Below are 19,128 nucleotides of genomic sequence, written 5' to 3'. Positions count from 1 at the left end.
ATTTTATTCAAATATAAGAAATATTTTTGTATTAACTATATGAAAAAAACTCAAGAATTAATTCCTCTTTTTAAACAATTTATTCGCGATTCTGAAAATGGTAAACGTTTAAAGAAAAACGGTGAGCGAATTAAAGCTTCGTCGGTGGAGAGCTATCGTTGGGTACTACAAAACCTTGTTCAATTTAGCACTGAAAACTCTTTTGAGTTGAGGATTTGTAGTATTTTAAAAATGAATGCAAGGGAGTTGAAATCGGAAAAAAATTATTGGAAAAAGTTTTATACTAACTTCACAGAGTTTATGTATAAAAAAGGATGTTATGATAATTATGTAGGGAATAATATAAAAATCATTCGTGTTTTTTTTAATTGGTTAAAGGAGGAAAAAGATATTTATACAGGTGATTTTCATAAGAAGTTTTATGTCAGAAAAGAGCAGGTAGATATTTTAGTTTTAAGTCCTGAACAACTTAAGTTTTTAATTCACGATAAGGAGTTTGAAAAGCAGTTGACAGCTAGTCAACTCAAACTTAAAGATATATTTGTATTTGGCTGTACTACGGGTTTGCGTTTTTCGGATATGTTTGCGCTAACGAGTAAAAATTTTGAAAAAACAAATGATGAGTGGTACTTAAAACTTAAATCGCAAAAAAAAAAAAACGTATAGTTTTATTAAGTTGCCAACTTATGCTTCTGCTATTTATTTAAAATATACACCTACTAAAGCCAATTTGCCAGTATTTGGTGAAAAATGGTTAAGCAATTTTAATCGTTCTCTTAAGCGTATTGGTGAGATGGCGGGTTGGACTGCTAACGTAGAAATATCAAGGGAAAAACAAGGGAAAGCTAAAAAAGTACCCGCTAAAAAGGGAAGGAACGATTTTGTGATAATATGAGTTCGCATATGATGCGTAGAACAGCTATTACTACGATGCTTATTTTAGGTATGCCTGAATTATTGGTTCGTAAAATTAGTGGACATAGCCATAATAGTGCCTCTTTTCATCGATATGTACATTATGCACAGGTTTATCTGGATAGAGAGATAGAAAAAGTGCATCAAAAATTAGAAAACTATTAGGTAGTACAACAATACTATTCTCTTTTTAAGAGCAGTCATAGTTAGAATCTGTTCATTCTAGATTATCTATTTTTATAGATTACGGCTTTTCTTTTTTCAAAACGTACTTCTATTGAATCACGATAAATTTTGATAATGCTGACTCCTTGGCAATCGGCATTAGTTCGTGTTTTATATAATTGATTGTTTATTTTTAATAAAATTAATTCTTCAGCTTTTTCTTTTGATTTAATAAAACCATAGTATTTAACCTCTGGAAAAGGTGTTTCTGTTTTTACTGGTTTTAGTACTGGTTTTGGTTTATTGATTATTTTTGGGATATTAGGGAGGGGTATTATTGGTTCTGTAATTACATCAGGACCAGGTGTGGGTGAAATATTTTTTTTTAGAAATGGATCTGAAGTAAGAGTACTTAATACAAAAGGATCTTTTTTATAGTTTTAGGTAAAGTTATATTAGCTAGATTTTCAGATAAGTCTAATTGTGTATTTTCATGAAAGAAATGTCCAATGTATTTATAAGCTACAGTTCCCCATAGTCCTAACACTGTAAGTAGAAGAAGGATATTAATTTTCTTTTTTCCCATAAGTTAGTTTATCGTTAATTTGTATGTATTGCTATAAATGCTAATATTTCCTGCTTTATCTTTTGCTCTAACACGCCAATAGTAGTCACCAGGTGTATTGAAAGATCGTTGGAAGTTATTAGCAGTTGTAGTAGAAGTTTGTAATATCGTATTAAAACTATTGTCTGTAGAAAAATCAATATTAAAACTTTCTATAGTAGACTTAATGATGCCAGAATCAGGTTCTATACTCCAAGAAAAGGAAATGTTAGTATTAATGTTATATTTACTATTGTTAGTAGGTAATACATTTTGAGGTTGATTAGGGATTGTGGTGTCGACATAAAAAAATCTGTTAGAAAAAGGAGTTTCGCTAAAAGAGTTGAGCCCTTTAATTTTCCATTCATATTTTCCATCTTTTTCAAGTATAGATGAGTTCATTGCAAATGTATTATTACTAATACCAGTTTGTTCAAGTACAATATTGTTAGCATTTGTTATATTTATTATTTGTAAAGTATAGGAACTGATAGCATTAAGTGTTTGCCAACTCAAATTGAATGTTTTACTATTAGTATAAAATTCATTTGTAGGACTTAATAAAACAATTTGTTGTTTGCTTAAATCATTAGAAAGACTAATTTTAAAACTAGTAAGATTTGTGAATTGAGAATAATAAGCTAAATTTTCTCCTCTCATTTTCCATTTATAAAGACCTTCTGGTAGTGATATATTTAGATTGCTTTTTTTAGTAATAGTGTCTTTTATAAGGAGATCTTTATTGTTGAAAACTTGTAGGTGATAGTTTTCAACACCTTTTAGTTTTTCCCATTGAAAATTTATAACATTACTTTCAATTCTTTCACCTTCTTTTGGATAGATTGTAATTAGAGATTCGTTTGATAAATCTTTCTCTAATATATCCTCACAAGAAAAAAAAGTGAAGATAAATAATAAAGTAATGTATATGTTAAATGCCTTCATAATTTTGAAATATTAATTTTAAATGTAGTTTTTCTTCTTGATCATTTTTTACGGTGGTATAAAATTGTAAACTGATTATTTTAGAGGTTTCAAATTGTTTTTCAAAGTTATAAATCGTATTTAAAAGTTGATTAGTATTAGCTGTTAAATCAATAATGTGAGTGACAATATCAAAACTTTCATCTTGAAAATGATGAATAGGTTGTATGTGGTCAATAGTTACATCGGGATGATTTTGTGCAATAAATTGTATAATTTCTTGTTGAATTTGTTCTTTTGGTAATCCTCCTTTACCCAATATTTGATCTAATGTAGATACATCTTCTTTTATTTTATTGAGTTGAAGTGACTTTTTTGTAAATTCTTCTTTTTTATTAATTAATAAGTTGTATTCTTTATATGAAGCAATTAGTTGACTGAATGAACGTTTGTAAGCGGTTATCAGTAGTAAGAAAAATACAACGATGAGTGCGCTGAATTTTTGTTTATAGTTATATTGATTAAACATTTTAGAGTACGATCTTTATTTCAAAATGGGAAATGTTTTTTTGTCTTTTTTTAAACTTATGATCTCAAATTTTTTGATCCAATTAAGTTTTCGTATTTCATTCAGCCAATTATTAAAGTGAAATTCATCTTGGGTTTGTCCTTTTATAAAGATTGTTTTAGGGGTTAAAAGAATTTTTTTTTCGGGTTTTATTTCTTTATCTATTGGAAAATAACTAAGCTCATTTAGTTTAATATTATTCGGTACTGTACAAAATATGTCATGTGTTAAATGACTGATATAAGTATTAGATGTTAAACCAGATTCATTTAGTATTATTAATTGTTGTTTTCTTTTTTTATCTAATTCTTGTAGTTTTTTATAAGATTGATTAGAGTAGAGGTTTTGTAAATTGAGGTCTGTATTTTTAGCTCCGTAGTATTGTATTAGTGAATAACTGATAAGTAATAATAAAAAAACACTAACAAGCATGATAATTCCTAATTTGTTAAAGGCTTGTTTGTAAATGATTTCTTCTATATTAATTTTTTTGTGTTGTGTTTTTTGAATAGTTTCATGTTGTAAATAAAAATGAAGTCCAGCAGCATATAACGGGATATGAGTATGTTGAATTTCGTCTGTTCCTATTTTTATTAAGCTATTTTTTTCAGTTTTTTCAAAATGTATTAATTGTTGTTCTTCCCACTCGAGTTTTAAATCACCAGAACTAAATTCTTTTGATGAAATAAAATCTTTGAGCAGAGCACCTAAAAAGTTTCCTATGTATAAATCAAGTACTTCATAATTCTTTTCTTTAAATAGTTCTAAGTATTCGTCTACCAGATTATTTCGACAAAAACCAATAAATTGATTTTCGTGATTGTTATAAGTAGTATGATAAATAGAGTTTTGATCTACTGTTTTTAGCCAATTTAGATCTTCGTAATTATTTGTGTCTATTTTTTTATGTAATACACCTTTTCCATCTATAGTTAATAAAATAGGAGTTTTAGTATCAATAGTATTCAATAGTTTGTCTAAAGAATCAAACTTTCTCATGGAGAGTATATTAATTTTACTCCTTTTTTTATGTAAAGATAAAAGAAGCCATGACTCCTTTTTATCCTGACGTAAAATACCAATGATGTTAAGTTTATTGAATGTTATTATTTTAGATAAATATTGTAGCATTAGTAGACCACTGTTGGTTTAATAAAAATGTGTAATTTAGAGTCAGTTTTAGCTTTTTTTCTACTACTAAAGAGCCATTTTAGAATAGGAATTCTAGAAATTAAAGGTACGCCAGAACCTGAATTTTCTTTTTTAGTTCGTCTAAGCCTCCCAAAAGTATCATTTCCCCATTTTTAATACGAACTAAAGATTCAAATTTCTGAGTAGCTTTGCCTGGAGGTGCGTTTTCACCTGCTCGTCCTAAAAAGAACTTTTTTCAACAGCTACTGTTAGCGTTACGTTTTCGTCAGTAGAAACAAAAGGTTTTATTGAAACGCTTAAATTAGCATCAGTAGATTTCCAAGTGCCTGATTGTAAAATATCATTGCCTATGTTGTTGTTTATTAAACGATTATTTTGTTCAAAATAGTAACTAGTTTCGCCTATTGCTAGTTTTGCTTCATGACCACTTATAGTCGCTATTTTAGGAGTAGATTCAATACGTACGATTGAATTGTTTTCAAGTAGTTTTAAGTTAGAATAAAAATTCTGTGTTACTTTCCCTATTTTAAATAGACCAAATCCATTAAAGGCTTCTATTAAACTATTTATAGAAGTACTGTTTAGACTCATATCTGTTGTAGGGTATAAGTTTCCAGATGTTATAGGAGGAGTTTGTCCTTTTGCAAGTAAGCCTGCTTTAAATCCTGTTTGTATGTCATAACCTTTATTATATTGAGCTATTATGACTTCTATTTGAACCATGGGAACTATTTTGTCTATTTGTTTTAAATAAATACGGAGTTCTTCAATGGCATTTTTAGAACCTGATACAATAAGACTATTGAGTTCAAGGAATTCTTTTATTTCAAGTTTTTCAGAAAAGATTCTGGGAAGTGATTGTTGTACTAATTCTATTGAACGGTTTTCTAGTTGGATAATTTCAGTAGCTCTTAGTCCTTCTGTTATTTGTTCTCCAATAAGGTAAAGATTGTCTTGTTTTTTATAGGTATATTTCTTCCCTTTAAAAAGATGGTTCAATAATTGGTCAAAAGAAATGTGTTCCGCAACAAGGGTTGCTTTCTCATTTTCAGGTTTGTTATACATAAAATAGTTAATATGTAACTTTTCAGCTGCTTCAGTTAGTAAATCATTAGCATCAGCAGTTTCAGCATTAATATTTAAAAAACCTGTTTTGTCAAGTGACACATCATAATATCCAGGTACACCTCTATTAGCCTTAATCTGTTTTGTTCTATTTTGTATATTCGAATAGCTTCCTGTTGAATTAAGATTATTTGTATGTTGCTCTTTATTTTTTTCTACATAATAAAAACCATTTTCATCTTTAGTGCTAATTAAATCATTTGATTTAGCTATCATTTCTATAACCTGATCGAATGGGCGATTCAGTATGTAGGATGAAATTTTTAGATTTTTAGTATCAGGAGCTAGAACAATGTTTTTTCCTGATTTGTCTATAATGGCTTTAGTTACAGCGGGTAGTGAATCATTTTCTAATTTTACAGATAAAAAATCGTTTTCAGCATTATAGGAAACATCAATTAGTTTAGGTAGTTTTTTTCAACTACTTTTAATTCTTTTCGTTTTTTGAAGGTAATAATATTGTTTAAAAAACCAACTTCAAGGTCAAATTTTTGTACTAAATGTAAGAAAACATCTTTTACTGTAACATCATAAAAATTATTGACGATGGGTTGATTTAAGTCTTGATCAACATCTACATTTAATTGATGTTCTTGCGCTATAGCTGTAATAAAATCGCTTAACGCAAGTCCAGAAACATCTATTTTCAAAGTTTCATTTATTCCTTTCTTTTGTTTAGAAAGTTCTTCAAATTTATTACTCAAAAAATTGATGTCTTGTTGAGCTAATGATAAATTAGCAAATAATAAACCTATAATTAAGTAGGTAACTTTTTTAATCATTTTGAATTAAATCGATATTAAAATTGAATAAATTTCATCTAATGAAGTTTCACCATCGGCTAAAACTTGAAAAGCTTTGCCTGCTAAAGATTTATGTTTTTTATCTTTACTGAAAAAATCATTGATGTTATTGTTTTTGATGGCTTTAGAAAGAGTAAAATCTATTGGTATTACTTCGTATATAGCTCGTCTTCCTTTGTAACCTGTGTGATAACATTGGTTGCATCCTACGGGTTTGTAGTAGCTTTCTATTGGAAAAGGAAATTCGTAATCTACTGGAAAGTCATCAAGATTTACTTTTATTTCGGTTTTGCAAATATTGCAGAGTTTTCGTACAAGTCGTTGAGCAACAGATAGATTTAAAGTTTCAGAAATAAGATAAGCTGGTACTCCCATATCTACAAGTCTAGATATAGTACCAATGGCTGAGTTAGTATGTATAGTAGATAAAACAAGATGTCCTGTTAACGATGCTCTTATGGCCATTAAGGCAGTTTCAGAATCTCTAATTTCTCCTAGCATAATAACATCTGGGTCCTGTCTTAAAAAGGATTTGAGAGCAGAAGCAAAAGTTAAGCCAATATCCTCTTTGAGCTGTACTTGGTTAATACCTTTTAGAGTGTATTCAATAGGATCTTCTACTGTTACTATATTTCTATGTGTATCATTAAGTAATTTTAATGAAGCATAAAGAGTGGTCGTTTTTCCTGATCCTGTAGGACCACTTATTAAAATAATTCCATTTGGTTTTTTTACTGCTTCTAAATAATTTTTTAATTCTTCTTCTTCAAATCCTAATGTAGCGATATCTATATTTGAAGCGTCTTGCCCTAAAAGACGCATTACTATTTTTTCTCCAAATAAAGTAGGAAGTATTGATACACGTATATCAAAAGAATCATTAGTAATCCGACCATCTTGTGGTAACCTTTTTTCTGTTATATTTAATTTAGCTTTGATTTTTATCTTATTAACTAATTCGAGATAATTGTTTTTTTCTACTTTGTATCGTTCGATTAAGTTACCATCAATACGAAATCTAATTCTAGCAGTATCTTCATAAACTTCAAAATGAATATCACTACTTTTTAATGATTTTGCTTCTTCTAGTAGCGATTCTAAGAAATCATTTTTTTCTACATCAAGTGATTTTTTTCTTTGATTTACTCTTTCTTTACGATAATAAGAAGAAAGAGCTATTTCTATCTCTTCTGTGTTGGTTTCAATTATCTGGATTGTCTTACCTGTAAGAAGTTCTAGTTCTTCAATTAATTCTCCTTTTAGTTTGGTTTTTGAGTCTATATATAATTCTAATAATCCTTCTTCTACTCTTTTGGGGATGATTCTGTAATGATTAGCCATGTCGGTAGAAATAGCTAATAGGGCTTCGCTATTTGTTATAATGGTTTGCCTCATTGTATAAGTGACAATTTAGAATAATTAAAAAAGAAATCTGTTAGTAGAATAACTATTAAGAGAATAGCCGAAAAACCAGCTAATGGGATTTGTTTGTTATTACTTTTTTCTAATACAAGAAATTTTAGTAAAATAGAAAAAATCATAGAACCTATAAAATAAAAAATAAAATTCTTTTGATCAAATAGTAAGCTTGTTGAGAAAAAATAAAGAAAATCACCTAGTCCGAAATAGTGTATAAATGGATTTTGAATTGCTTTATTTTTTACACTCATGTAAGAAAAAAGTAGTAAGAAAACTAGAAAAAAATATAGACTATTAGTTAAAGATATTGTGAATTTTATACTTTTATTTAAGGGAATTAATACAAAACTTAAACCATATAAAAAGATGGGGAGTAAAATATGGATATGCCTATACTTCCAATCCTGTATAAAAATAAGGAAGAGCACAAAAATTATACTTAGAAATAAAATGACACTCACTTATTCTTTTGTTAATTCAGTTAAAGTTTTACTATGGTTAATTTCCCAAGTGTTAAAAGTACCATCTCCATCCATGTCAGAAACGGCCGTAGCTCTAGCTGTAAATGATTCAGGTGATGATTCTATAATTTCAACTCGATATATAGCTTGTCCCCCTTCATCTATAGTTTTTTCTTGTTCAAAACCTAATTCTTGTAAATTACCTGAATATTTTGAATAACGGTAGAAGTAACTTTTTTCCAGTCCGTATATTTGATTTAGCATAGCTTGAGCTTCAATTGACTTGGCTTGACTAATAACAGAAGTTTGATTGGGTAATACCATTAACAGCAATATACCAATTATACATAATACAATAAGTATTTCTGTTAAAGAATAGGCTTGTATCATACCTTTCTTTACTATATTAAAAGCTTTTTTTTCATAATTATATGTGAGAATCGGCGCAAAAATAAGAATTGTTTTGATATTGGTATGAAATATTAAATCCAATTCAATATTACTTTGTTCCTTTGTATTTGGACTTTTAAATTGAAGTGGTTGAGAACCATCTTTTTTTATTAGTCTAACTAATTTTCCATACCCCATTATTTCAAGTTTTAGTTCACTCTCTATCAGTGGTTCTACTTCTAGTTTCTGATTAAATAAATTAAGCGCACTATTAAGAAAATCGTTTTTTCGGTCTTGATTAAAATAAAAAGCTTGTTCTTGTAATTTCATTTTATCTTTTGAAATTTCTAAGAATCTTGAAGCATTATGCTCTTTAAGTAAAATATGAATTTGTCTATAGCAAAATAAAACTTCTTTAAATAAATTCTGTTTATCGACTTTACTTAAATCGATAGAATTTTGCTAACCCTCTAAAATGAACGGCAATTCCACTTCAATTTCTGTTTTTATTTCAAAATATGGATAATTTATGTTTTCACTTAAGCCGTCCCAAGGAGATTCAATTTTTGGGTGAAAAGGAACTCTTGTAGCCTTGATGTTGTCAATTTCTGAAACATAAAAATCAATCCCCAAATATGAATTATCTTCTGTTAATCTTTTTTCTCCATATTTAGGATACATCTTTCCAACAACTGTGTATTTTCCACTTTGTAATAGTAAATGATTAATAGGAGGCAAGGAGCTTCCTCTTTGTGAACCCTTTGTTTGTTCTCCTTTCCAATCGTCAACTAAAACATCATTAACATATATTTCTGTTTGGCAGAATGAATTTATACTTAATTGGTAATATGGTTTTTTAAATTTTTCCATAATTTTTTAATTTAAAAATATGTTTTATCAAAATAATATTCTGAACTTTCTAATACTTTTTCTTCTAATTTAAAATTTGATTTCCACCAACCAACTTCACCCTCTATTTCCCCTGATATAACTACACCTGAGAATTTAAGGACTTTTTGTGTGTAAAATCTACCTTTATCATCTGTGTTTAGGATTAAATAGCCTCCAAAATATGAATCTCCCTGTAATCTAGCGGCAGGTTTAAAATCGATAATAGTATTTGATGAACTTTTGTTGAATTTCCCCCAATCTCTACAGCTAACAAAATAGTAACTCCCATTTTGCCTCCTATAGTTGTTTTTCCATCATTTTTAATAGTGCCGTCTATTATTTTAAGAGCTTCTAATTCTCCATAGAATGTGGCTGTAAATGTAACTGAACTTCCCAGTTTATCTAAACTTTGTCTAAATTTATTAATTAATCTTGCTGCCGCAGGATTTCCTGTTAAACCATAGGAAGCAGCGGCAATAGCACAACCAATAATATCAATAACAATACCTGCTCCAATAATTGGTTTCAATCCAAGATTTAATTCCCCATTAGTAGTTACTTGTAATTTGTTTATGTTACTTCTTTCCAAATACCATTTCCCTACAAATGCTATTTTTGGATACCTTACATCAAGACTAGCTGGAGTAGCTGTGTTTTTTGCTGTACTTTGAGCAAAATTTATTACATCTTGTAAGATATTAATTCCCTTTGAAAAAATCTTAATAAAAGGGTTTAGCCGGTCTGAAAATTCATTCGTAAAGTTTCTTTTATGTTTTTAATTATCCCATTCAGCCGAAAGACCTAAACCTAATGAAATAGGAATCTTACCATTTTTTTCTATTTGCCATCTTTTATAACCAGCTTCTCTAGCTTTTTCTTGATGTTTGGCATAGATATTACCTGCGGGCATATTTGCTGCCTTATAATTTGATACATTAATTAACATTTCAAATGCTAGCTCCCACTTAATATCAGGAAATACATTTACTAAAATTGCATTATTTCCTTCACTTGAAAAATATCTACAAGAATGTATAAAAACATAATATGGATTTGATGCCTCATTCCAAGTTAAAATATTATAACGTGGTCAAATATAATTTAAGGGATTTAAGTTATATTCGCTCAATGTAGAATGCACAGGAATCTGTATTTTATCCCCATTTTGAATTTTTGCAGCGGGATAAGCAGGGGAGGTAACTTTTATTTTTTTAGTATGCTTGTCTTTGGTTTTAAAACAGGATTTGGTTTCAAAACCTTTTACTTCTAGCAGTATATTTTTATCCGAGCTAGACGCGATGGTTTCATACACTATGGTTTGCGCATTATGCCCTTCAAAAGTAAACGATACATCTACACGACGGTTGTGTATATAATCAAATTCGTCTTTGTATTTTATGTTGTCTCTGCCTTGTTTGTCATCGGTAGCATTTACTTCGCCTTTGCCTATAGATAGAATACGATCGGCTTTTAAACCACCATCTAAGGCTAATTTCTCTAAATCAGCAAAACTTCTTGTTCTAGTTTTTATAATAGGTTTATTAGGTTGAATTACCGTTGTAGGAATATCATCCCAAGGACATTCCGTAACCCAATGAGCGTTATCTCGCATTCCTTTTAAAGCCTGTTTGCAATCAAGCCCATTGGTTCCTCCATCTTTTAAATCTACTCGCAAGGTGACATCAATACGTTTTGTTTTTTTATTTATTTTAACATCTACCCAGTCAACTTCTTTATGAGTAGTTTCAAATTCATTTTTTCGTATTATTGAACTTTCTCTAAAAAAATGGTGTCATTTCTTTTATTTAAGAACCTATATTCCATTTTTTCTCCATGTTGCGACCAAGCTGTAATAGCAGTATCTGATTTATATCCATTAAGTAAGAAAATTAAATCAGTAATAGCTTCGGTATCATTTTTAATTTTAAAATAACCATTACTATCTGTAAAAGCTTGTTTTGAATTTTTAACAAAATTTTCCTTTACAAGAACTTTTGAAAGTGGTTCTTTTGTTGACTTATCATAAACGTATCCACTATAATCATTATTAAAATTTTCACAATTAGTACATACTAATGTAAATAGAAATAAAAAAAATTCATTGTATTTTTATTTTTGTTAGCCAAATTAACCCTAATGCATCTTTTTCATGTGCTGCAATCCTATTTCTTTGATTGTAGTTTAGCCAATCAATAATATGGCATTAAATCAATTTCTCCCGTTTTAGGGTATGTAGTTGCATTTGAATTACTATTCTGAAAAACTGAGTTAACAGTATTTTTATGTCCGTAGGAATAAAAAGTTCCACCATATTTTTTTAAAATTTCATGACCTATTTCATGTGCTGCTGTTTCTTTAAACTCAATATCTTCATTCAAATCATCTCGGTATCTCCAATTTTTTTTCTTATAAAACTCATACCAATCTAGAGAATATATATATCCAACATTATAGCATATTGCTTGTCTTGAAATTACATTTCCAGCTACAGTCATAGGATCTTTTATTGATCCAGGGTTACCTGATCTCATCCAATTCCCATTTGTATTGTATATAAGTTCCATAGTTCCAATAGCATTTTCTTTTTTATTTATAGTATTCATATAAACTTCATATGATACACCACTGATTTTCACATCTTTTGAAACTTTATGATTTTTATTTCTTCCCCAATGGGAATTTAAACCATCTAAGACTAATTTCTCTAAATCAGCAAAACTTTTAGTTCTTTGTTTTATAATAGGTTTATTGAGATTATATCACTTACTATAATCTTTTCTGGCTGGTATTCTATTATACTTTGTGAGAGGGGGACTATCACCTTATTATAATATTATTGCTTTGCTTTGTTATTGTTATCTCTCTTTTATTTTTTTCGAATTTAAAATCTTTTTCAAAATTTACTTTATCCCAAGACTTTAAAATATGTTTAGTACTATCTAAAATTTTCAAATTAAATTCTTGTGGCAACAATTGAGGTTTTTCTAAAATACCCGAAAGCTCAAAATCTAAATGATTACTATAGCTTTTTATTCCTCCTAGTTCAATAGTATCTTTAAGAAAATAATTATTTGTTTCTAAATATTTATATTTTTTCAATTCCTGAATTTCGTTGTTCGAAAAACTAAAATTCAGGATAATGTATATATTAGATTCTGTATTATTCTCAATACTTAGCAAACTTGCATATTCGTTTATTCCAGCTTCTTCTTTTGTTATTGGCTTTAAGAAAAAACTATAATAGAAAATAAAAAAAAGAACTGAACCTAATGCGATTATTGAAAATATCGTAATTATATATATTTTTTTCATTATGAAATCTTTATTTTAGTTAGCCATATTAATATCATTATATCTTTTTCTGTTGCTATACTTCTTTCCTCTATTTTTGGTACAAAAATTCTTTTACCTGTAGTTTTATCAAATTCATAATTATAATATTTCATCAAATCTATTTCTCCAGTGTTTGGGTAGTATTCTCCAGATGTTTCTGGCATATTATCTTTTTAAAATAATCTGAAAATGTTTCGTTTCCTTTAACAGGCTTTACATCTTGTGGTAAAAGATATGAACTTCCCTTGTGTTGCCAAGAATAAGTCATACCTCCATAAGCTTTCAAAATAGAATGTCCTATTTCATGTCCAGAGGTATGCTTATATTCTAATTCAGCGTGTAATGAATTTATGTATCCCCAACCATTAGAATATTTTAAAAAACCCTCATTGTAGTATATTCTTCCAAATACTCCTGGATTTCCTGATCTTCCCCAACTATTATTAGTATTATAAATTAGATCTATTGAAACCATTGTTTTTTCCGTGGTATTTTTTGAATTAACATAAACTTCATATGATTCGCCATTAATTTTCACATCTTTTGCAACAGTATGATTTTTATTTCTTCCCCAATGGTAATTTAAACCATCTATAGCTAATTTCTCTAAATCGGCAAAACTTTTAGTTCTTTGTTTTATAATAGGTTTGTTAGGTTGAATTGCCGTTGCAGGAATATCATCCCAAGGACATTCCGTAACCCAATGAGCGTTATCTCGCATTCCTTTTAAAACCTGTTTGCAATCAAGCCCGTTGGCACCTCCATCTTTTAAATCTACTCGCAAGGTGACATCAATACGTTTTGTCTTTTTATTTATTTTAACATCTACCCAGTCAACTTCTTTACGAGTAGTTTCAAATGCTACTTCAATTCTTTTTCGTTCAATCCCCTTTGAGGCAGTTATTCTGGCAGTTAGTTTTTTGTTGTCAAAAATTGTACTGTCAAAAATTTCATTAGTATCAAAACCATCCCAATGAATTATATATTCACCTACTTTTGTGTAATTTTCATATGACTCGGCATACTCCTTCAAAATACTTGCTATATCAAATGCTTTTATTGGTTTTGAAGGATCAAATTTAGGCGTAGAATTTTTGACCTCTAACAGCATCATTGGTTTTTTTGGTGCTTTAACAACTATTGGTGCAAGATAATTCATTTGATAAATTACTTTTCTGTTTTCATCTAAAATTTCAAAATTCAAAGAATCTAAATCGCCTCGTGTAAGTTTATATTTGAAACTAAAATAAGGATTTTCATAATTATTATTGAAATCTAAAATACCTAATGGAACAAGTGTTTTTTCAGATTTATCAACTTCAAAAGTAATATTAAAAGAATGTGGATTTGAATAATCCTTTGTGTTTATGGTGGGTTTCCCTATTTTAAGAGCCGTTGTATTAGTAGGCTTTTCAATATTGATACTAACAACTTCCTTTTTTATTTTTAGGTATTCGGCGTGGTTTTGTTCTTCTTGGCTGTTTACAATATATTGCCCTTTAAGATTTTTGACTTTTACATAAAACTCTTCTGTTTCTTGTATATTAAAAACGGCTCCCATCCATAGGGTAGTGTTAGGGATTTTTAAACATACTTTCCCATCATTTACTTCTACATCTACTATGGTTCTAATTGCTTTATCCTTTAGGAGTATATCTTGGTTATAGACTTCTATCGTAAGTTTATCGCCGTTTAATCCTTCAGTTTCTAAGTATAAATAAATAGTATCTCCATATTTTATGGGGGTACCGTTGGCTATATTTTGTCCATTAGGCAATTTTCGCCATTCTGCTTTTGTAATTTTAGGGGGCAATATCCTCTAAAACCTATTTTTGCAATACTGGATTTTTGTATATCTTCTATACTTACTTGAGCATAATAGAGGTAGCTACCACATAATTTTTTGGGTAAACTTATTGAAAATTGAGTATTTGGAGCAGAAGGAAATTGTTGTATGATGTTTTTTTCTTTATCTAGCCATTGCCATTTGCGTTTATTTTGTTTTTCTTTTGGGGTGGTATCAGGTTGCCATTCTGTAATGTCAAATTTTACTTTTTCATTTGCAGGGATTACCATTACTGAGGGAGTAGATAATTTACTATAATATTCTCCACTTATTTGGTTTAGTTTTTTAGGCCCTTTACTCATATTCATTAAATTATTGTTATATCAGCTCCTTCATTATATATTTTAATTTTAAGAGTTTGTTTTCCTGATTTTAAAATATTTGCATTAAAGGGAATAAGGGAAGAAAATCCTCCTCTTTCAAATAAATTTATAAAAGGCAACTCGTTTCCGATTAATTCAACAAGACAACCACCTTTGTCAATTTGAATTGAGTATGATGGTTTAGTTTTAAATTTATTAATTGTTTCAACAATTTCTGCATTTGTATTCATAGATTTTTCTTTAGTTTCAATTTTTTTCTTTTGAGAATAATTACAAGAAAGTATTATCAATAATAATATTAAGTTAATTTTTTTCATTTTATTATATAATATAAGTTATATCGGGAGTAAATCCTATGATTGTAAATGGTTTTTTAATTTGAGTTTTAGATTTTTCAAATTGTCCCTTAATTATTAAAACTATTCTTATCCCAGAAAAATCAGTTTTATGCTGTAAAAAAATACCTTTACTATCTTTACCTAATGTTGCCGAGGGTTCTATATATGATTCTGCTTGTCCTGAAGCTTCGAGCTTATAATCAGCCTCAAAAAATATTGCGTAAAATTTACCCGAGGCTTTGACTGTTAACTCTAACCTTAAACCTAACTTCCCTTTTAAATCAATATTAAATTTTTCAAAATTAAAGTTAAATACTTCAAAAGTTGAGTTTATTTCGCCAAAGGCAGTTAGATTGAATATCACTTCTGCACCTGATATTTTTGTCCCGACATCTAAAACTTTTATAATTTGACCAGCAACAGGAATTAATTCTACATAGAATAGTAAATCCAGTACACCTTCAGCTTTAATTAAAGGAGTAAAACCAACTTTTAAACTTCCTATTGTTTCAATTATATTAGGATGCTTCTCATTGTAGTCGAGTCACCAAGATCCTGTTACCGAAATAGTTGGATAGTAAAATTTTAGAGTGACGGGCTTCCTACTTACTTTATTAAGTATTCTCTGTGCATAAGTGCCTTTTTTTACTTTTTTTAAATTTGTAGCTTCATCTGCCCATTCTTTTATTTTTACAAAAATTCCTAAAAAATTCCGTATAGTTTGTAAATATTTTGAACTAAATTCAATTTCCTCAGGATTTGTCTTTCTGTTAATTGTACCTTTGAGACTTAATCCAAAATAAATTTCTGATTTACCTGTAGAGGTTAGTAAATATCTATTATAACCTGCTTTTTGTGCACTTTTGTTATGATTTTTTGCTTGTGCCCCAGGTTTCATATTCGTGTATCTTTCTTCCATTGGTAAATCTGATCCGAATTCAAATTCTAATTCCCATTTTATATCAGGAAAAACCTTAATCAAAATCACACTATTTTGTTCATTAGAAAAATACCTGCACGAGTGAACAAAAACATTATAAGGATTAGACGATTCATCAAGAATAAGTGCATTATACGTAGGCCATATATAATTCAATGGGGCGGGACTCCAAGCTTCCAAAGTAGAATGCACAGGAATCTGTATTTTATCCCCATTTTGCACTTTTGCAGCAGAGTAAGCAGGGGAGGTAACTTTTATTTTTTTAGTATGCTTGTCTTTGGTCTTAAAACACGATTTGGTTTCAAAACCTTTTACTTCTAGCAGTATATTTTTATCCGAGCTAGGCGCGATGGTTTCATACACTATGGTTTGCGCATTATGCCCTTCAAAAGTAAACGATACATCTACACGACGGTTGTGAATATAATCAAATTCGTCTTTGTATTTTATGTTATCTCTGCCTTGTTTGTCATCGGTAGCATTTACTTCGCCTTTGCCTATAGATAGAATACGATCGGCTTTTAAACCACCATCTAAGAAGAATTTTTTTACTGCATCACTTCGGCGTTGCGATAAGCCGTTGTTGTAATTCTGTTTTCCTATTACACAAGCAAAACCTTCTAGTTGAATGCCTGAATGCGGATGCTCTAATAAAAAGTTTAATACATTTTGTAATGCCTGTTTGCTTTTTTCATCTATTACATCTACATCAAACTTAAAATAGATTGAAGTAGTTACTTTTTCAACTGTCCTTTTTGCACTTTTTAATCCCTTACCATTATCAAACACTTTTACGGTACTAGTGGAGGCTTTGCCGTCTTTAGTTTCAGTTTCAGTAATAGCAATTTCGTCAAATTTACAAGGTTCGTAACGGTTTAGTTTAACAGTCGTTTTCACACTATAATAAATCTTACAAAAGATTCTTAATTATTTTAAAGCTTTTATATAATGTTGCAACTGAAACTAAAAGAATGAACACGAAGAAAAATATATTAGTGATGTTTATTTCAAAAAAATCATCTTTTATTGCATCATAAATTATATTTAAAGTTTTTCCTATTTTTTGTTTTTTTGAAATGCTATTTTTTGCTTCTTTAATTATTTTAACCTTATTATTGTCATAAAACTCTATAACTGGGTAATAATCTATAGTTTCGTAATATTCGCTAGATCTGTTTTTATGATCACGAATATTGTAGGCTTTATGAGGGTTGTTTTTTATGATTGTAGCTTTGTAAATTTTTCCCGAATATAAAGTGTCAATATCCTTAATTGTATAAAATGTTGAAAAATATGCAATTATAAACAAAAATGAATAACCGATTCCCGAGATTAAAATATCAGAGACTGCATATTCTTGCTCCTTTCTTTCATATAGGTATGCAACTAATATCGAAAAAATTATTATTCCTATAATTATTTTAAAGGTTGTATTCATTTTTAGGGTTATTTTTTACTAAAAAATAAAAAGTACAGTATTGTCTTGTAGTATTTGATTATTCTTGCTCAAAGGAAATTTTGAATGGGAGATTATTATATTTACTTGACAGAAATTGCTACGGGAATATGAATTATCTTTGATATCACTTTCTTTTTACTAGGAGCATACAGATACACCTTCTTTAAATTATCGTCTGCTCTCACAATGCATACGTGTTCTTTTTCCAGTTTAAGTTTAGAATCATTAATACCAAAGGTGGAATATTTTTTAATAAATTCTACATAATTTAAACCTTGGTTGTTTCTAAATTTTTCATAAATGCTTTTGGGTACTTCGATTGTATTATAGTTTTGACTTATACCTTCTAAATAAAAATCAAATTCATTTTCTATAGTAGCATCTTTTTCGAAATGAAAAACATCTCCATCAAATTCTATAAGTTTAATTTTTGCATTATCAATAGTTATGTTTTTTCCTATATCTTCTTTAGTGAATTCTTCAATTTCATATTCGGTAGGTAAAGATACTTCAATGTCTATAAAACCATTTATTTTGAAAAACTCAAATTTACCCATACTCATAGTTTCAAAACCAATTCCTTCAAGCACTTTTCCGTTTTTTTCTTCAAGCCCTCCTAAATTGATTTTTAAGAAATCAGAGTCTAAAACTATTTTTTCGTTTTTTTCATTAATCAATTCATATTTTGAAATTTTGGCATTAATTAAATCTAATCCAGATTTTTCTGTAGTTATATGGTCTTTTTCCTTGTATTCTTTCATCTGTGATTTTGTAAAATTATTTACCAAACCACTTAAACGAATACTATTAGCAGGGGTCAATTGATCATCTGAATAATTATCAGCCATTGGTGTTATAGTACTCGCTATTTCATTTAAAATTGAATTTGCTTTTTCCTCAGAATAGGCATTATCCCAAGGATGTTTTTTATCAGTTGATTTTATTGTTGTTGATTTTTTAATTTCTTTGGTTGTTGTTTTTTTATAAACCAAATAGTCTGAAAATTTTTGTTTAGAAAAATCATCATCAGAATACTTTATTTCTTCACTTATTAAGTTGGGATAGGATTTTTTTTCTGAGCAAAATGAGAACAAGTTGCTTAGTAGGACTAAATAGAAAATACTATAATATCTTTTGCTTATTTTTTGCATAATTATCTTATTTTTTAAAATTTATGGTATGTGCCAAGTTTTATAAAATTGTATTGCTTATTTTTTCATAAATTCTCCACCATATCCAAGATTACTAATAAAGTCTATCCATACTTTATCTTTAAAAACAAATAAAATATTATACGGGTCTGTTTTGTCATTTTTTTGAAAATAATAATAATAGATGCCACTATTGTTTAGCCAAAAGCAACTTTTAATAGATTCTAAATTATATTCACTTTTAATTGTACCTAATTTAACTCCTAGATTTTTTCGTAAAAAGTTCAAGTCTGTTTGATTACCAAAATCAATTTGAATCAT

The 19,128-nt window shown here is 28.7% G+C and carries 26 protein-coding genes and 2 pseudogenes; 3 read left to right on the top strand and 25 right to left on the bottom strand.

Annotated elements, in window-relative coordinates:
- Nucleotides 1–39 precede the first annotated feature (39 nt).
- From JJC03_RS03600 to JJC03_RS03590, 3 genes are read left to right on the top strand one after another with little or no spacing between them, the layout of a single operon-like run.
- The gene (locus JJC03_RS03600; protein WP_235874002.1) at nucleotides 40–666 is read left to right on the top strand and encodes a site-specific integrase; all 627 of its coding nucleotides are present in this window, start codon (nucleotides 40–42) and stop codon (nucleotides 664–666) included.
- Nucleotides 667–676: 10 nt separating this feature from the next.
- Nucleotides 677–895 carry a hypothetical protein gene (locus JJC03_RS03595; RefSeq protein WP_235874001.1) on the top strand — a complete coding sequence of 73 codons (219 nt, stop codon included), beginning with the start codon at nucleotides 677–679 and terminating at the stop codon, nucleotides 893–895.
- A complete protein-coding gene (locus JJC03_RS03590; RefSeq protein ID WP_235874000.1) occupies nucleotides 892–1,080 on the top strand; it encodes a hypothetical protein in 189 nt (62 codons plus the stop codon). The genes JJC03_RS03595 and JJC03_RS03590 overlap by 4 nt, the downstream gene beginning before the upstream one ends.
- A gap of 412 nt (nucleotides 1,081–1,492) precedes the next feature.
- On the opposite strand, the gene JJC03_RS03585 is transcribed toward JJC03_RS03590, so the two are convergent.
- The 25 genes and pseudogenes from JJC03_RS03585 to JJC03_RS03480 all read right to left on the bottom strand — a co-directional run bounded on the left by JJC03_RS03585 (nucleotide 1,493) and on the right by JJC03_RS03480 (nucleotide 19,128).
- Nucleotides 1,493–1,666 (bottom strand): hypothetical protein, encoded by a 174-nt coding sequence (locus JJC03_RS03585; RefSeq protein ID WP_235873999.1) that lies wholly within the window; start codon nucleotides 1,664–1,666, stop codon nucleotides 1,493–1,495.
- A 3-nt stretch (nucleotides 1,667–1,669) separates the two neighbouring features.
- A complete protein-coding gene (locus tag JJC03_RS03580) occupies nucleotides 1,670–2,629 on the bottom strand; it encodes a fibronectin type III domain-containing protein (protein WP_088400580.1) in 960 nt (319 codons plus the stop codon).
- The gene (locus JJC03_RS03575) at nucleotides 2,616–3,137 is read right to left on the bottom strand and encodes a hypothetical protein (RefSeq protein WP_088400582.1); all 522 of its coding nucleotides are present in this window, start codon (nucleotides 3,135–3,137) and stop codon (nucleotides 2,616–2,618) included. Before JJC03_RS03575 ends, JJC03_RS03580 begins: the two co-directional genes overlap by 14 nt.
- 15 nt (nucleotides 3,138–3,152) lie before the next feature.
- Nucleotides 3,153–4,175, bottom strand: a complete 1,023-nt coding sequence (locus tag JJC03_RS03570; protein ID WP_235873998.1) for a hypothetical protein — start codon at nucleotides 4,173–4,175, stop codon at nucleotides 3,153–3,155.
- Nucleotides 4,176–4,306: 131 nt separating this feature from the next.
- Nucleotides 4,307–4,441: pseudogene (locus JJC03_RS17330) on the bottom strand (secretin GspD/PilQ domain-containing protein); the annotation flags it as partial.
- A gap of 106 nt (nucleotides 4,442–4,547) precedes the next feature.
- On the bottom strand, nucleotides 4,548–5,669 hold the full coding sequence (locus JJC03_RS17325) for a type II secretion system protein GspD (protein ID WP_258932153.1): 1,122 nt from the start codon (nucleotides 5,667–5,669) through the stop codon (nucleotides 4,548–4,550).
- A gap of 182 nt (nucleotides 5,670–5,851) precedes the next feature.
- A complete protein-coding gene (locus JJC03_RS17320; RefSeq protein WP_258932151.1) occupies nucleotides 5,852–6,235 on the bottom strand; it encodes a hypothetical protein in 384 nt (127 codons plus the stop codon).
- A 6-nt stretch (nucleotides 6,236–6,241) separates the two neighbouring features.
- Nucleotides 6,242–7,651, bottom strand: coding sequence for a GspE/PulE family protein (locus JJC03_RS03560; protein WP_088400588.1), 1,410 nt, complete (start codon nucleotides 7,649–7,651; stop codon nucleotides 6,242–6,244).
- Nucleotides 7,652–8,136: 485 nt separating this feature from the next.
- A complete protein-coding gene (locus tag JJC03_RS17315) occupies nucleotides 8,137–8,856 on the bottom strand; it encodes a type IV pilin protein (RefSeq protein ID WP_258932149.1) in 720 nt (239 codons plus the stop codon).
- A 132-nt stretch (nucleotides 8,857–8,988) separates the two neighbouring features.
- Nucleotides 8,989–9,396, bottom strand: coding sequence for a hypothetical protein (locus tag JJC03_RS03550; RefSeq protein ID WP_235873997.1), 408 nt, complete (start codon nucleotides 9,394–9,396; stop codon nucleotides 8,989–8,991).
- A 184-nt stretch (nucleotides 9,397–9,580) separates the two neighbouring features.
- Nucleotides 9,581–10,006: a hypothetical protein gene (locus tag JJC03_RS03545; RefSeq protein ID WP_235873996.1), complete on the bottom strand. Its 426-nt coding sequence runs from the start codon at nucleotides 10,004–10,006 to the stop codon at nucleotides 9,581–9,583.
- Nucleotides 10,007–10,192: 186 nt separating this feature from the next.
- Nucleotides 10,193–10,363: a hypothetical protein gene (locus JJC03_RS03540; protein WP_165782045.1), complete on the bottom strand. Its 171-nt coding sequence runs from the start codon at nucleotides 10,361–10,363 to the stop codon at nucleotides 10,193–10,195.
- Nucleotides 10,364–10,507: 144 nt separating this feature from the next.
- On the bottom strand, nucleotides 10,508–11,092 hold the full coding sequence (locus JJC03_RS03535) for a hypothetical protein (RefSeq protein WP_103715390.1): 585 nt from the start codon (nucleotides 11,090–11,092) through the stop codon (nucleotides 10,508–10,510).
- A gap of 89 nt (nucleotides 11,093–11,181) precedes the next feature.
- A pseudogene (locus JJC03_RS19075) lies at nucleotides 11,182–11,442 on the bottom strand (peptidase associated/transthyretin-like domain-containing protein); the annotation flags it as partial.
- 164 nt (nucleotides 11,443–11,606) lie between these two features.
- Nucleotides 11,607–12,053, bottom strand: coding sequence for a hypothetical protein (locus JJC03_RS03525; RefSeq protein ID WP_123895767.1), 447 nt, complete (start codon nucleotides 12,051–12,053; stop codon nucleotides 11,607–11,609).
- A 181-nt stretch (nucleotides 12,054–12,234) separates the two neighbouring features.
- On the bottom strand, nucleotides 12,235–12,729 hold the full coding sequence (locus JJC03_RS03520) for a hypothetical protein (RefSeq protein ID WP_088400597.1): 495 nt from the start codon (nucleotides 12,727–12,729) through the stop codon (nucleotides 12,235–12,237).
- The gene (locus JJC03_RS17310; RefSeq protein WP_258932141.1) at nucleotides 12,729–12,863 is read right to left on the bottom strand and encodes a hypothetical protein; all 135 of its coding nucleotides are present in this window, start codon (nucleotides 12,861–12,863) and stop codon (nucleotides 12,729–12,731) included. Before JJC03_RS17310 ends, JJC03_RS03520 begins: the two co-directional genes overlap by 1 nt.
- 5 nt (nucleotides 12,864–12,868) lie before the next feature.
- Nucleotides 12,869–14,527: a hypothetical protein gene (locus tag JJC03_RS03515; RefSeq protein WP_235873995.1), complete on the bottom strand. Its 1,659-nt coding sequence runs from the start codon at nucleotides 14,525–14,527 to the stop codon at nucleotides 12,869–12,871.
- Nucleotides 14,506–14,898 (bottom strand): hypothetical protein, encoded by a 393-nt coding sequence (locus JJC03_RS03510; RefSeq protein ID WP_235873994.1) that lies wholly within the window; start codon nucleotides 14,896–14,898, stop codon nucleotides 14,506–14,508. The genes JJC03_RS03515 and JJC03_RS03510 overlap by 22 nt, the downstream gene beginning before the upstream one ends.
- 5 nt (nucleotides 14,899–14,903) lie before the next feature.
- On the bottom strand, nucleotides 14,904–15,236 hold the full coding sequence (locus JJC03_RS03505; protein WP_235873993.1) for a hypothetical protein: 333 nt from the start codon (nucleotides 15,234–15,236) through the stop codon (nucleotides 14,904–14,906).
- A 4-nt stretch (nucleotides 15,237–15,240) separates the two neighbouring features.
- Nucleotides 15,241–15,621: a hypothetical protein gene (locus JJC03_RS03500; RefSeq protein WP_235873992.1), complete on the bottom strand. Its 381-nt coding sequence runs from the start codon at nucleotides 15,619–15,621 to the stop codon at nucleotides 15,241–15,243.
- A 180-nt stretch (nucleotides 15,622–15,801) separates the two neighbouring features.
- Nucleotides 15,802–17,094, bottom strand: a complete 1,293-nt coding sequence (locus JJC03_RS03495) for an OmpA family protein (RefSeq protein ID WP_235873991.1) — start codon at nucleotides 17,092–17,094, stop codon at nucleotides 15,802–15,804.
- Nucleotides 17,095–17,107: 13 nt separating this feature from the next.
- Nucleotides 17,108–17,635 (bottom strand): hypothetical protein, encoded by a 528-nt coding sequence (locus tag JJC03_RS03490; protein ID WP_088401166.1) that lies wholly within the window; start codon nucleotides 17,633–17,635, stop codon nucleotides 17,108–17,110.
- A gap of 101 nt (nucleotides 17,636–17,736) precedes the next feature.
- Entirely contained in the window at nucleotides 17,737–18,807 is a 1,071-nt protein-coding gene (locus JJC03_RS03485; RefSeq protein WP_235873990.1) for a hypothetical protein, read from the bottom strand.
- 57 nt (nucleotides 18,808–18,864) lie between these two features.
- Nucleotides 18,865–19,128 carry a hypothetical protein gene (locus JJC03_RS03480; RefSeq protein ID WP_235873989.1) on the bottom strand — a complete coding sequence of 88 codons (264 nt, stop codon included), beginning with the start codon at nucleotides 19,126–19,128 and terminating at the stop codon, nucleotides 18,865–18,867.

Origin of the sequence: Flavobacterium oreochromis (genome assembly GCF_019565455.1) — a bacterium.
GTDB lineage: Bacteria > Bacteroidota > Bacteroidia > Flavobacteriales > Flavobacteriaceae > Flavobacterium > Flavobacterium oreochromis.
The sequence above is the reverse complement of the archived record's forward strand: the minus strand, read 5'-3'. Positions and strand labels throughout refer to the sequence as shown.